Annotated in this window: 12 protein-coding genes; 2 read left to right on the top strand and 10 right to left on the bottom strand. The window is 36.1% G+C overall.

The window, feature by feature from the left end:
- Nucleotides 1–213 precede the first annotated feature (213 nt).
- From AACY93_RS03355 to bshC, 9 genes are all read right to left on the bottom strand, one after another.
- Nucleotides 214–918 (bottom strand): toxin-antitoxin system YwqK family antitoxin, encoded by a 705-nt coding sequence (locus AACY93_RS03355; RefSeq protein ID WP_286854412.1) that lies wholly within the window; start codon nt 916–918, stop codon nt 214–216.
- Nucleotides 919–1,012: 94 nt separating this feature from the next.
- A complete protein-coding gene (yidC, locus tag AACY93_RS03360) occupies nt 1,013–2,917 on the bottom strand; it encodes a membrane protein insertase YidC (protein WP_286854413.1) in 1,905 nt (634 codons plus the stop codon).
- A 93-nt stretch (nt 2,918–3,010) separates the two neighbouring features.
- Complete coding sequence (locus AACY93_RS03365; protein WP_286854414.1) at nt 3,011–4,651, bottom strand: CTP synthase; 1,641 nt, start codon at nt 4,649–4,651, stop codon at nt 3,011–3,013.
- A gap of 225 nt (nt 4,652–4,876) precedes the next feature.
- Entirely contained in the window at nt 4,877–5,104 is a 228-nt protein-coding gene (locus AACY93_RS03370) for a DUF3820 family protein (protein ID WP_040491630.1), read from the bottom strand.
- A 12-nt stretch (nt 5,105–5,116) separates the two neighbouring features.
- Nucleotides 5,117–5,674 carry a hypothetical protein gene (locus tag AACY93_RS03375; RefSeq protein WP_286854415.1) on the bottom strand — a complete coding sequence of 186 codons (558 nt, stop codon included), beginning with the start codon at nt 5,672–5,674 and terminating at the stop codon, nt 5,117–5,119.
- A gap of 41 nt (nt 5,675–5,715) precedes the next feature.
- Entirely contained in the window at nt 5,716–7,632 is a 1,917-nt protein-coding gene (locus AACY93_RS03380; RefSeq protein WP_286854416.1) for a LysM peptidoglycan-binding domain-containing protein, read from the bottom strand.
- A gap of 164 nt (nt 7,633–7,796) precedes the next feature.
- Nucleotides 7,797–9,332 (bottom strand): glutamine-hydrolyzing GMP synthase, encoded by a 1,536-nt coding sequence (gene guaA, locus AACY93_RS03385; protein WP_007648546.1) that lies wholly within the window; start codon nt 9,330–9,332, stop codon nt 7,797–7,799.
- 149 nt (nt 9,333–9,481) lie between these two features.
- Complete coding sequence (locus tag AACY93_RS03390) at nt 9,482–10,852, bottom strand: aminotransferase class V-fold PLP-dependent enzyme (RefSeq protein ID WP_286854417.1); 1,371 nt, start codon at nt 10,850–10,852, stop codon at nt 9,482–9,484.
- Between the two features lie 4 nt (nt 10,853–10,856).
- The gene (bshC, locus tag AACY93_RS03395; protein ID WP_286854418.1) at nt 10,857–12,461 is read right to left on the bottom strand and encodes a bacillithiol biosynthesis cysteine-adding enzyme BshC; all 1,605 of its coding nucleotides are present in this window, start codon (nt 12,459–12,461) and stop codon (nt 10,857–10,859) included.
- A 211-nt stretch (nt 12,462–12,672) separates the two neighbouring features.
- Here bshC and AACY93_RS03400 point away from each other — a divergent pair, with 211 nt between their 5' ends.
- On the top strand, nt 12,673–13,209 hold the full coding sequence (locus tag AACY93_RS03400) for a DUF2975 domain-containing protein (RefSeq protein WP_286854419.1): 537 nt from the start codon (nt 12,673–12,675) through the stop codon (nt 13,207–13,209).
- Nucleotides 13,210–13,212: 3 nt separating this feature from the next.
- Nucleotides 13,213–13,413: a helix-turn-helix transcriptional regulator gene (locus AACY93_RS03405; protein WP_007648541.1), complete on the top strand. Its 201-nt coding sequence runs from the start codon at nt 13,213–13,215 to the stop codon at nt 13,411–13,413.
- A 105-nt stretch (nt 13,414–13,518) separates the two neighbouring features.
- On the opposite strand, the gene rimO is transcribed toward AACY93_RS03405, so the two are convergent.
- Nucleotides 13,519–14,829 carry a 30S ribosomal protein S12 methylthiotransferase RimO gene (gene rimO, locus AACY93_RS03410; protein ID WP_287005554.1) on the bottom strand — a complete coding sequence of 437 codons (1,311 nt, stop codon included), beginning with the start codon at nt 14,827–14,829 and terminating at the stop codon, nt 13,519–13,521.
- Nucleotides 14,830–14,932: the final 103 nt, after the last annotated feature.

Below are 14,932 nucleotides of genomic sequence, written 5' to 3' on the forward strand. Positions count from 1 at the left end.
GTACTTATGTTTAGGTGAACTCCCTACTTCGATTGATTAATAGCTTACTCAACTTGTGATTTACCTAAAAAGTAAAGCTCCTTATGAAAATAAGGAGCTTTTATATTTTGCCACACCCGAGACTGCAAGTAAAACAGTTACAAACACTCCTTAAAAAAGGTAAAAACAAAGCTTCAAGGCAAAGTTTTTAGGGTTTGCCAGATTAAATAGGTGTTAGTCTTTCTTTAAATAAGGATTTTTGGAATAGCGCGTAAAATCTTTTTCTTCGTTTAATTCACCTTCTTTATAGTATTTCCATATTCCATCTTTTCTATCGTTTTTATATTGACCTTCAATTTCCAATGTTCCATTGGCATTATAAAATTTGGCTTCGCCATGTAACTCCCCTTGGACATAGTGATAGCTTTTCATAAGGTTTCCATTTTCATAAAACCAAGTGGCTTTTCCATGGAGTTTGCCTTCCTTATAAAATCGGTTTTCAGCTATTTGTCCACTTTGGTAATAAACCAAACTCTCTCCATGCAACTGTCCTTGGTTGTTATAATGTTCCAAAGTCATGACTTGGTTAGAGTTGTTGTGATAGTAGGTCCAAGCTCCAATGTATTTTTTTTCTTTCATCAAACCTTTGCTAATAATCATTCCGTTTGATGCATAGAAGGTCACTTCTGCTAGATTGTCGTTCTCATTAAATTGTTTGGTAGCTGTTAATACTGCTTCGTTATTGATGTTTTTGTAAAATTTAAACAACCCTATTTCTTTGCCATGTTTGAATGCGCCTTCATACCTAAGCACATTGGTATTGTCGAACGTTTTTTTCCAGACACCATGTCTTTTCCCATTTTCATCAAACTGGTTGATGTTTTGAGCCATGATAAAGGTAGGGATAACCACAAGTAAAAGAACCAGAACCTGTTTCATATTAAAAATATATATTTTGTTTAATTGCTATTATAACGTTTGCTAACTTAAAATGTTATTTAACAAAAAAGCTGCCAAATATGGCAGCTTAAAATTATTTTTTACGTTTTTGTTGCGCTTGTTTTTGCTGCTCTGCCTGTTCCATCATTTGTTCCATTTTTTTCTGGAAACGGTTTTGCTTTTTAGGTTTCTTTTTATTGACCTGAATTTGCGCATGGATTTTATCTTCGTCCAGGATGTAATTCTTGATTACCAACATGATTCCTATACTAATGACGTTGGAAATGAAATAGTACAAACTTAATCCTGATGCGTAATTATTAAAGAAAAACAACATCATTAATGGCGACAGATAAATCATGAACTTCATCATCTTTGCCATGTCTGGCATGCCTTCCTGTGTTGGCTGTGAGGCCATTTGCTGTCCTGTTGTCATTTTCATGTAAAAGAAAATAGCAATGGCAGCCAAAATTGGAAATAAACTTACATGGTCTCCATAGAAAGGAATTTTAAACGGTAAATACGCCACAGCATCATAAGAAGATAAGTCGTCTGCCCAAAGGAAACTTTTCTGTCTTAAATCGAACGCTGTTGGGAAGAACATAAACAAGGCATAGAAAACCGGCAACTGAATAAGTCCTGGCAAACAACCACTTAACGGACTTGCCCCAGCTTTGTTTTGAAGCGCCATAGTTTCCTGTTGTGCTTTCATTTTGTTGTCTTTGTATTTTTCCCTTATGGCATCCAATTCTGGTTTTAAGACCTTTAATTTGGCCTGTGACAAAAATTGCTTGTACTGTACAAAAGACATTAACAGCTTTATAAGAATGGTCATGACAATAATGGCAATTCCATAAGGCAAGAAACTACTTAAAAAGCCAAATAATGGAATAAACAAGGCTTTGTTGATCCATCCAAAAATACCCCAACCAAACGGAATGCTTTCATCTAGGTTATCGTCATATTTCTTTAATATCTTACTGTCTGTAGGTCCAAAATAAAATTTTAAAGGTTGGTTTATTTCACCTGCCTGAAAAGTCAGTGGGAACTTGGTGATAAATTGTTTGGTAAAAACAGTGTCAATATCTTCGTTTGCCACCAAATCTTCAGAAGCAATATTTACACGTTTTATAGGTTCTTTAGAAACCATAATGGAACTAAAGAAATGCTGTCTGTAAGACAACCATTTAACATCTTCTATAAGCTCCTCATCACTACCTGCTTGAGCCAGTTTGTCTATTTTACCTTCGTCGTATTGATAGGTTAAGCGTGTGTAACGGTTTTCGTAGCTAATGCTTTGGTCGTGGCGATAGGCTTTTAAACTCCAGTTTAAATTCACTTCCTGAGAACTGTTGATGACGTTATTCAAGCCTTTGGATTGAATGGTAAAATCTACCATATAATCGTTTGGTTTTAACTCATAACGATACTCCAAGTATTTTTCCGGAGATACTTTCAGTTTCATGGAAACCACAGTGTTCTCTCCATTCTTGGTTACAGTAGGCTGAAAATAGAGGTCTTTGGTATTTAGAATGCGGCTATCGGTTGTACCGAAATTAATATTGAAATCGGTATTGCCATTTCTAACCAGGTAGATAGGAACCGAATCGAAATCGACAAACTTTTTTAGTTTAATTTCAGATAAATAACCTCCTTTATTGCTGAATTTTAGGGCTAGCACATCGTTTTCAACAACAGTTTCGTTGTTGGTAGCCGATGGAAGTGTGGATGAATAAGCAAAAGCTCCCAATTTATTGTTTAGGGCTACCAATTGCAAAGAGTCTGTTAGGGTTGCGGCTGAAAAATCCTCAGCAGTGGTAACAGCTACATCATTTTGTTCAGCAGCTTTTTTCTCAGCTTCCAATTGTTCTTGCTTGGCCTGTTCCTGAGCTGCTAGCTCTTCTTCAGTTGGTTTATTCATGTACATCATGTACACAAGTATCCCAAAAATAAGTACAAATCCGATAATCGAATTTAAGTCAATTTTCTTTTCTTCCATATTTATCTCTTCTTGTTAATTGAAGAAAACCTTGGTGGTTTATTAATTTCCCTATTTTAGGGACGTTTGGATAAGTCAAAAACCAATCCGTTTTTATTTTTGTGCCATACTGGCACTTTTTCCTATTTTTTTATGTTTTAAAGCTGCTTTGATAAAAGCCACGAACAACGGATGTGGGTTGGCAACCGTACTTTTGTATTCTGGATGGTATTGCACACCTACAAACCATGGATGTTCTGGGATTTCAATAATTTCAACAAGTCCTGTATCTGGATTTAAACCAGTTGCCAACATACCAGCAGCTTCAATTTGCTCTTTGTAACTGTTGTTAAATTCAAAACGGTGTCTGTGACGCTCTAAAATGGTGTTGGCTTTATATACTTTTTGTGCCAATGAATTCATTTTTAAATCGCAAGCCCAAGCACCAAGTCTCATGGTTCCTCCTTTATCGGTTACATTTTTTTGTTCGTCCATTAAGGCAATCACGGGATGTGGTGTTTTGCTGTCCATTTCTGTAGAATTGGCATCTTTTAAATTCAGGACATTTCTAGCAAATTCTATAACAGCCATTTGCATGCCCAAACAAATCCCCAAGAAAGGAATGTTGTTTTCCCTAACAAATTTTACAGCTTCTATTTTTCCTTCAATTCCTCTTTCACCAAAACCTGGAGCAACCAAAACCCCATCTAAATGAGAAAGTTTTACTTTAATATTGTCCTGGTTTAAATATTCGGAATGAATGGGTTCTACATTTACCTTTACTTCGTTTTCTGCTCCAGCATGAATAAAAGCTTCTAAGATAGACTTATAGGAATCCTGAAGTTCTACATATTTCCCTATTAAACCAATGGTAATTTCGGTTGTTGGGTTTTTATGACGTTGCAAAAATTTATTCCAATTAGTTAAATCTGGCGTATAGCTTTCCAAGGCCAGTTTCTTTAAAACCACTTTATCCAAACCTTGTTCCAGCATTAAATTTGGCACATCGTAAATGGTTGAAGCATCTATGGATTGAATAACAGCTTCTTCGCGTACATTACAGAATTTGGCCAATTTACTTCTTAGCTCGTCTGGCAATTCGTGTTCTGTTCTACACACCAGGATATCTGCCATAACACCAGATTCCATCAAGGTTTTTACACTGTGCTGGGTTGGCTTGGTTTTTAATTCTCCAGCTGCCGATAGAAAGGGTACCAAGGTTAAATGGATCACGATGGCATTGTTGTCTCCCAAATCCCATTTTAACTGACGTACAGCTTCCACATAAGGTAAGGATTCAATATCACCAACGGTTCCACCAATTTCAGTGATCACAATATCGTAATCTCCAGATTTGCCAAGTATTTGAACACGTTCCTTAATTTCGTCTGTAATGTGGGGAATGACTTGAACGGTCTTCCCTAAAAACTCTCCACGTCTTTCCTTTTGGATAACGCTTTGGTAAATTCTCCCAGTAGTCACATTGTTTGCCTGACTTGTTGGTACGTTTAAAAAACGTTCGTAATGACCTAAATCCAAGTCGGTTTCTGCTCCATCATCCGTTACATAGCATTCTCCATGCTCGTAAGGATTTAAAGTCCCTGGATCGACATTGATATAAGGGTCCAGTTTTTGGATGGTTGTTCTATAACCTTGTGCTTGAAGTAATTTTGCAAGAGAAGCTGCAATTATGCCTTTTCCTAAGGAAGAAGTCACACCTCCTGTTACAAATATGTATTTTGTAGTCGTTGTCATGTTGCGCTGTTAAACGCAGGCAAATTTACAATTTTAAGTTGAGAAGTTTCAAGTTTATACGGTTATTTGTTTGGAAAATTAATGGTTTACTGTAAGCACCTTGTTTCATGGTACCAACAGCTTAATATTGGGTAATGTTTTTTAAAATAAGCTTTTAAAAACATATAAGCACTCAATACCTAAAACCATTTTTAGATTAAATTTACATTTGGTACAGGTTAGAATTTATTTGGGAAACTGGCGTTTTATATTTCTTATTAACTCTTCCAAGCCATTTAATTTTAATTCATACACTGTTTCCAACATCTGTCCCAATGGTCCTTTAGGAAACCCTTTGTTATGATACCAAACCACATAATATTCTGGTAAATCTATAAGATAACGGTCTTTATATTTTCCAAATGGCATTTTGGTGTGTGCCAATTTAATTAAAAACTCTTTGTCTGGTTGTATCAAAATAAATAGTTAAGATTTAAATCCTGAAAGCTTCAACAATTCTTCCTGCACATGCTGTTCCCAATGGACTTGAGCTTTTATATCCCTTGAAAAATCCGTTTCCATATCGTATACATTCTGCATCAATTTCAAATCTGTTTGAATTTGATAATGTATCGAATCTAAGGTTTCAACTAGATTTTTTGAAACTTTTAGTTTAGATAATTGCTGTCTAAACCTCCTTGCATGTAATTCCGTAATATCAAAATGCAATTGTTCATGCGACAAAATGTGTGAATTGGCTCTTTCTGATTTTACCCATGATTTTTCAGGGTAAAAACTGGTTTTTACTTCTGTGCTAAACCCAATGATCTCATCGTTTTCTTTTTGAATGGCATAGTGAAAGGTAAGTCCTGAAGCCGTTATGGCAACCACATCTGTGTCTGGATCTGGTTGGTCTTTAAAATCGTTCCATGACAACTTGAATGTTTCCGACCAAGTGATGCCAGGCACATTTTGTGAAAAGACCAAACAATTAACAAGTACAAAAACCACCAAAAATCCTCCTTTATGCCACATTGTTTTCATAATACATTTATATTATTAAGTGGCACCAGGCCTTGAAGTATTTAGTTTACTTCAACAATTTTTAAATCTTGATATTTAACCAAGTAAACCGTATCGTTATAATAACCACCTAAAAATTTCTTTTTATAGGCAAATTTGTTCTCAACATATTCTGTTAATGGAGCTTCCGTGACAGAAAGGTATAAGTCTTCTGAACTTACCAAACGCAATACCACATCCATGGTTATATCAAAACCGCGGACTGCTACTTTGTTAGGCGTAATGCCATAACGCTTTTCGTATGCTTTTACAAAGGAATTATTATCGTCTTCATTGTAAGATTTGGAAATGGTTGGAAAATGAAAGTCCAAATGTGACAAATGGTAATTTGAAACTTCATCGTCTTCAAAAGCTGCATTCATATTGGTGGTAACCAAAACAATGTTGCGCTCCTTATTTTTCATGGAGTTCAATTTGCTGGTGACATTGGACACAAATCCTGGGTTATCAGACTCTAAAAAGACAACATTTTTCCCAGGCTTTAGACTCCCTAAAATATCTTGATCCAAGATATAAAAGGCATCTTCTCCTTTTCTATTTTTTCTTGAAAATACTTGTGACGCCGACAAAAAGGTGCGTTTCAGGTTATCACTGACTTTGGTATGCTTTGCATCAGACACAATGATCACATGTTGCTTGATACTATCGTTTTTTACAAAATCAACTATTTTATCATAAAGTAACGATTCAGAAGGCCTGGATTGAAACACATTTTCTGTAAGTGTCACGTTTTTGGTGATTGGAGATATTACAGGAACTTGGTACGTTTTTAATTCTGAAGCTACTTTCTCTATGTTGTTTTGCATAAAGGGCCCAATAACGGCATCCACATCACTAAATTCATTGGTGTTTAAAATATGTGACACTTCACTTAATAAATTCTTAGTGTCGTAAACATCCACTTTTAAATTAACTCCCAACTTTTTAAGTGAGTCCAAAGCCATTAATGCTCCCGAATGGAAATCCATTGACATGCTAAGAAATGGATTTGAGGTAAGTTCTTTTTTTGCGTCTTGTATAGAGTCTGCATCCACTTTATTAAGTTGAAACGGCAGCATGATTACAAGATGTTTTGTATTGGAACTCTTGATACGATCTGTTAGATCTATTTCCTGTTGCTCTGTATTTGTGGTTTCCCCTACTGTTGCATTGTAAGGGATTTTTAAAATCATCCCTTCTTTTAAACCAGATTCTTTAAGGCCTGGATTTAAAATTTCCAATTGCTCTTGCTCCACACCCAATTTCAGTTTCAGTCTGTAAAAGCCTTCTTTTGGCAAGACTTTGTAATATGAATAGGCTTCGTCTATAGGTTTTTCTTCATTTTTATTCATGTTTGGCACATGTATTTGGTCTCCAACATTTAAAACCTCTCCCATATCTGGGTTCAATGCTTCCAACTGATCGATGGTAATCCCAAATTTGTAGGCAATACGCCATTTACCCTCTTTTGGTAAAACTGTGTATATTTTTGTTGTGCTTTCCGGTTCTGAAACTGTAAACACTTTTTTGTAAACCGGAATTTTTAAATCATCCCCTTTACGGAGGTTATTGGCATATAAAAATGTGTTGTGCTTTTTGATATCAGCCTCTTCAACATCATATTCTTTGGCTAGGCTATATAGGGTTTCTTTACGCTTTACCTTATGCTGTTTAAACCCAACCAATTCCTTTTCAATAGTGGCTTGAGGGGCTGAATTTGAACTTTTGGAATTGGGAATGATTAAAACTGTGTTTGTTTTGATTCCTTTTTTGGCATCTGGATTCAAACCATAGATATCTTGCGTGCTTACTTGATAGCGTTTGGCAATACTTTCAATGGTTTCCCCTTGCTTAACTTTATGTGTTTTAAAGTTTTGAGCTTGACTGGAAGCACAACCCACAATTAAAACCAAGAATAAGATGTATATTATTTTTTTCATATTATTAATTATACGGTCTAAATGGCGCTAGGCTTTTTAATTATTCAAAAAAAAAGATTGCAACATAATACCTTAATTTTACAAGCCCACAAGGTTTATAAATCCTTTGGGCTAAATAATAAAATAGCATTATTCAATAAAATTCCAGATATCCCAGGAATTTATTATTCCCACTCTATGGTTGCAGGTGGTTTTGAACTAATGTCGTATACTACCCTATTAACGCCTTTTACTTTATTTATTATATCGTTTGATGTTTTTTGCAAGAATTCATAAGGCAAATTCACCCAATCTGCTGTCATCCCATCCGTACTTTCAACAGCTCTTAAAGCTACACATTTTTCGTAGGTACGTTCATCTCCCATCACTCCAACACTATTTACCGGTAAAAGTATGGCTCCTGCTTGCCAAACTTGGTCGTACAGACCCCAAGTTTTCAGTCCATTAATAAAGATGGCATCAACCTCTTGCAATATACGCACTTTTTCGGCAGTGATATCCCCTAAAATCCTAATGGCCAGTCCTGGTCCTGGGAATGGATGACGCCCTAATAAGTTTGCGTCCATACCCATGGAAGCTCCTACACGACGTACTTCGTCCTTAAACAATGCTTTTAGAGGCTCCACAATTTTTAGTTTCATGAAATCTGGCAATCCACCTACATTATGATGGCTTTTAATGGTAGCACTTGGTCCTCCTGTTGCTGAAACACTTTCAATAACATCTGGATAAATAGTTCCTTGAGCCAACCAAGTAACATCTGAAATTTCATGGGCTTCATCATCAAACACTTCAATGAACACGCGACCAATAGCTTTACGCTTTTCTTCTGGGTCGCTTAATCCAGCAAGTGCTTCCAAAAAGCGTGCCGAAGCGTCCACACCTTTTACATTAAGTCCCATGTCCTTATACTGATCCAGAACTTCCAAAAACTCATTTTTACGCAACAAACCGTTATTTACAAAAATGCAATACAGGTTTTTACCTATGGCTTTATGCAACAACATGGCTGCTACGGAAGAATCCACACCTCCTGAAAGTCCAAGAACCACCTTATCGTTACCTATTTTTTGCTGTAGCTCTTCCACTGTCTCTTCAACAAAAGATTGTGGTGTCCAGTCTTGATTTACCTTGGCTATATGCACTAAAAAATTTTCCAATAACTGTTTCCCATCGGTTGAATGGTACACTTCAGGATGAAACTGAATGGCATAAGTTTCTTCTCCTTCAATTTTAAAAGCTGCATTTTGCACATCGTGCGTACTTGCCAATAAAACACCCTTAGTTGGAAGATGTTTGATGGTATCGCTATGGCTCATCCATACCTGACTTCCTTCGTTGATATTTTTAAAGAAGGTTTCATTGGGTTTTATGTAGGATAATTTAGCCCGACCATATTCCCTAGTATCCGAAGGCGCTACTTCACCTCCAGAAAAATGGGCTAAATATTGTGCGCCATAACACACAGCCAAAACCGGTTTTTTACCTCTGATTTTTGATAAATCTGGATGAAGTGCGTTTTCACCTCTCACGGAAAAAGGGCTTCCTGAGAGTATGACAGCCTTGTATTCTTCAAGCTTGTCAGGAATTTTGTTAAATGGGTGAATCTCACAGTAAATATTGAGTTCCCGAACTCTTCGCGCAATTAGTTGTGTGTATTGCGAACCGAAATCTAAAATAAGTATGTTGTTGTGTTGCATGCGCAAAAATAGTAATTGATTTTTGAATAGCTATTTATGATTTATACTTTTTTGCCACGAATTTAAGTATGCTTTATGACTTGTATCTTTTCTACGTATTGCCGAACTTGTTTTCAGCATGCCATACATTCAATAATTTAAAACAATGCTTAATTCATGGTTTCCAAAATCAACCGAATATCTTCTTCAGTGGTATCTGGATTGATAAAACAAAAACGTGAAACCGTTTCATAGGTATCTCCATTTTTCCATTTGGTTGGTGTTACCAGGGCAAAGCCTTTTTTATGATTTTCGTAGGTCCAATGGGTATAATCCTCGGGTTTCCATCCTTTTCTCCTATAAAGCACACAGGATAAGCTTGGTTCCCTTACCAATTCCACATGAGGGTTTTCCTCTATCATTTTGCCAGCTATTTGTGCCAACTCAATCCCTCTTTCCACAGATTGTTTGTATCTGTCCGTTCCATGGGTAGCCAAAGAAAACCACAAAGGCAATCCACGTACACGACGCGTTAATTGAATTTGATAATCGGTAGGATTGAATCCATGTGCGCCTTCGTCCTTAAAAATATCCAGATAAGAACCTTGTTGCGAATGTGCATTTTTGGCCAGTTCTGGTTTTTTGTATATAACTGCGCCACAATCGTAAGGTGAAAACATCCATTTATGAGGATCTATGGTGATACTATCTGCACGTTCAATACCGTTAAATAAATGTCTTACGGAATCGGCTGCCAAAGCGCCTCCACCATAAGCTGCATCCACATGGAACCAAATGTTTTCCTTTTCACAAATATCGGCAATACCTTCTAAATCGTCAATGATTCCAGCATTGGTTGTGCCTCCAGTTGCCACAACTGCAAAAAGTCTTTTGCGTTGGTGAAAGTTTAGGTTATCTATGGTTTTTCGCAGATCGGCTCCAGTTAACCGTTCTTCAGAATCTACCAAAAGAATGTCCACATCTGCCACTTTTGCCATGGCTTTAATTGAAGAGTGCGCTCCAATAGATGTAATGATTAAGCCTTTCTCCCTTTTATAAGTTTCGTCTTCCCGCCAATGTTCCCTGGCTGTAACAATTGCTGATAAGTTGGCAGCTGTTCCTCCACTGGTAAAAACCCCAAAAGCACCTTCTGGCAAACCTGTTAAGGACACAATCCATTTCATGGCTTCGTTTTCACAAAAAATACCACCAGCACCTTCCATCCAATATGCACCATGAATGCTTGAGGCAGAGGTTACCAAATCGAACATAATGGCTGCACGCGTTGGGGAAGCTGGCACAAAGGCCAAGTTTCTTGGGTGGTCTACAGGCACATTGGCTTTAGACAGGTATTCTTTCCATAAATTGAATGCATATTCGCCACCAACACCTTTTTTGGTTACAGTTTCGCCTACAAGTTCTTTAAGTTCTTCGTATTTTTTAGGTTTTCCTATAGGATGCTCTGTAGCAGAAATTCTGCCAATGGCATATTTCATTACATCCAAAGTCATTTCTATCAGGTCTATATCTATTTTGTGCATGGATTCACTCTAAGTTTAATATTAAAAATTGCTGTTTTAGAGGTTGCAAATTTAACATTAACTGCTGAATAAATTGGTCTCCATATTCCAAATAAAACTCAGAAAAATTGGCTTGACGTTCTTGAAGGCTGTGATTTGGGAACAATTCGTTTTGAAGAGCCACAACGCGATCTAAAATTTCCTTTAATTGTCGCTTTTGGGCTTTAAGCAATCTTTTTTCCAGGTTTTCCAGACCTTTAATTTGTTTTCTCTCCTGAGCTGAAACGGCTCCCAAAAAAGATTTATCGGATTTTTTGGCTATGGCATACAATGCTTTAAATTGCTTTTTTAAAAAGGTTTTTTGTTCTGAAAAATCGATGTTGATTTCAGAGTGTTTTCTGGTTACCTTTTCAATTAAGTCGTCCTGCTTTAAAAACAAATCGGCTATCTCAAGGTCTAGTTTTTTAAGTTTCTTCTGCTGTTTTGCTGAAATCAATAAGGCCGAATTGCGAAGCAATAACATAGGAAAAGGGACTTGCTGTGCTTCAAAATTGGATTTTAATTGAAGCCAGTAAGCCAATTCCCCTCCTCCTCCAATATAACAGAGGTTTGGAAGGACGACTTCTTGGTACAAAGGCCTTAAAATAACATTTGGGCTAAACCTTTCCGGTGCTTTATTAAGATGTTGTAGAATCTCACTCTCGCTCCAAGTGATGTCTGTGTTCAATACTTTATAAACCTCATCTTCAAAAACAATACGTTCCCTTAGGTTATCTTTTAAATAGAAGAGATTGATTTCCCGTGGATTGACCTGTATTTTATAGTTTGGTGTTAAGTTGTTAAGTTGTTTGGAAGTTTCAGATACCTTTTTGAAAGCAGTTTGATTGATTAATTCCTCTTTTAGATAAGGAATAAACAAGCGTTTTAATCCAGCGTCGTTTCCATCAAGTATCACCAAGCCTGTTTCGGCAAAAAATTCATTTACCAAATATCTGGTAGCTTCGGTTAAATTGTTGTGTTTGGTATAAGTTTCACGAAACCAATTATTTAAACGTTCTGCATTTTTACCACTGTTTAAATAGGAAGAAAACAATTCAGATACTTGCTCCAAGCCTTTTAAATCCAATTCCCCAACAGCACCAGATGCTTCTCTATTCCAACTTATTTTTTTTTCATTAAGATTGAAAAAATTAATTTCCTCAAAATCATGATCCTCTGTAGCCATCCAATAAATGGGTACAAAATGAAGCTCTGGATAAGTTTCTTTTAGCTCTTTACACAGGTTGATGGTAGCTATAATCTTATAAAAAAAGTACAAAGGTCCCGTAAATAAATTTAGCTGATGACCTGTAGTAATGGTGAAGGTATTTTCATCTTTCAAGGCTTCTATGTTTTGAAGCGTCTGGGATGAGATATTTATATGTTGATACTGATTTTTCAAACTAGATACCAATGCCGTTCTTGATTGCCCTTGTACAGACTTCCTTTTTTCCTCGATTTGAGATTTAAAATTCCCCACATTAGGGAACCTGTTATAAAAGGGTTTTAGAAAATCTTTATTATCTAAATAATCACAAATTAAACTTGAAAAATAATTGGTGTCTTTAAAAGGAATACAGTCTGTTGGCATAGTGACGCTTTGCAGTTTTAAAAAAGTAAAGATACGGTTTCTTGTCTTAAAAATAACTTAAAAGTTGCTAGGCCGAACCTAATGGTATCTATGTTTATAATTTAAACGCATGGAGATGACTTTAGGTTAAAATTAAATATTTCAATAAATATTTATTGTTTTTCAATAAATTTTTATTGATATTTGTTGTGTAATTCTAAAACATGTAAAGATGTCCAAAACAAATAACTTTGTATTTATTGGTCTTAAGATTATATCCTGGATCATTTTTGTTGGTCTATGCATAGAAGCTGGAGGCTTGGTTGTTAATTTTTTCTTTAGTCTTTTCAAGCCTGAATTTATTCCCAACTTATATCAAAAATTAGATTTAAGTAAGCTCTATGTCCTTAACAAATGGACTTTTTTTGGGATGTATGGTTTTGTGTTGCTTATTGCAATTCTAAAAGCCTATCTATTTTATTTGGTAATAGTACTGGTTACCAAAATTGATTTATTGAAACCCTTTAATCTTTTTGTTTCCAAACAGATTTTACAAATTAGCTATAATACCTTTGCTATTGGAATTTTAAGTTATATAGCCAGACAAACCGCCAAATACCTTCAGCATCATGGCTACCAAATAGATATGCTTAACAAGTTTTGGGCAGACAGCCAAGCATTTATTATAATGGCAGCTATAATTTATATCATTGCCCTTATTTTCTCCAAAGGGGTTGAACTACAAACCGAAAACGATTTAACTGTATAAACCATGGCCATAACTGTAAATTTAGATGTGATGATGGCCAAGCGAAAAATGTCGCTGAATGAGCTTTCAGAAAAAGTGGGATTGACCTTAGCCAATTTATCCATCCTTAAAACCGGAAAAGCCAAAGCCATCAGGTTTAGCACATTGGAAGCTATTTGTGAAGCTTTGGATTGCCAGCCTGGAGATTTGTTGGTGTATGAATAAGCGCAAAGTTGGATTTTTCGAGGTTAAATAATCCCATTCCAGCAACAAACAGAATCCATTCTATTATACAGATTCTTTGCTTCGCCTTGAAATAGAAGATGAGACTTAGTTAATAACAGCAACCTCTCCATATAGGTCGAAATCGGTTGCATCAGTAATTGTTACAGTTGTAAATTCACCAGTTTTTAAATAGGTTTTTGAGGCATCTATAAGTACTTCGTTATCCACATCTGGAGAATCGAACTCGGTTCTTCCCACAAAATAATTGCCTTCTTTTCTGTCGATAACCACTTTTAAGGTTTGTCCGATTTTAGCTTGGTTCAATTCCCAGGAAATTTGTGATTGAATTTCCATGATTTGGTTGGCACGATCCTGTTTTATGTCTTCTGGCACATTGTCTTCCAAATTGTAGGCATGGGTATTTTCTTCATGACTGTAGGTAAAGCAGCCCAAACGCTCAAAACGCATATTTGAAACCCATTGTTTTAATTCTTGAAAATTTTCTTCGGTTTCTCCTGGATAACCAACAATAAGTGTGGTACGAATGGTCATTTCTGGAACAGCCTCCCTAAATGCTTTTAAGAGTTTGGTTGTTTTTTCTTTGGTAGTACCACGACGCATGCTTTTAAGAATATCATCTGATATATGCTGCAACGGAATATCCAGATAGTTACAAATTTTTGGCTCACGTTTCATCACCTCCAACACATCCATAGGGAATCCTGTAGGAAAGGCATAATGCAAACGAATCCACTCGATGCCTTCCACTTTCACAAGGTTTTCAAGAAGTTCTGCTAGATTTCGTTTCTTATATAAATCCAGTCCATAATAGGTTAAATCCTGGGCAATAAGAATTAATTCCTTAACGCCTTTGGCTGCCAATTTTTCAGCTTCAATAACCAGTGTTTCTATTGGAGTGGATTTATGTTTGCCACGCATGATAGGAATGGCACAAAAGCTACAAGGTCTGTCGCAACCTTCAGCAATTTTTAAATAAGCATAGTTTTTTGGTGTGGTGGTTAATCGTTCTCCAATAAGTTCATGTTTATAGTCTGCACCCAAGGCTTTTAATAAGCCTGGCAGTTCCGTAGTTCCAAAATACTGATCCACATTAGGGATTTCTTTCTGTAAGTCTGGTTTGTAACGTTCACTTAAACAACCTGTAACAAAAACCTTATCAACCTCGCCATCTTCCTTTTTCTGCATAAAATCCAGAATGGTATTGATACTTTCTTCCTTGGCATTATTGATAAAACCACAGGTATTAATTACCACAATGTTTCCTTCCTCTTCATGTGCAACCTCTTTGCCACTGGCTTTTAGTTGTCCCATTAACACTTCGCTATCGTACACATTTTTACTACAGCCAAGGGTTACCACATTGATTTTATTCTTTTTAAGCGATTTTGTTCTCATAAGCTTTTCCCGAAAATAACGGGTGTTTGAATACTATTTCGTTTTTTTACAGGCTGCAAAGATAAGCTTCTTTTTAGAGTTAATAACACTAAATATTTTTTGA

The sequence above is a fragment of the uncultured Xanthomarina sp. genome, from assembly GCF_963971605.1.
GTDB classification, from domain to species: Bacteria; Bacteroidota; Bacteroidia; order Flavobacteriales; family Flavobacteriaceae; genus Xanthomarina; species Xanthomarina gelatinilytica.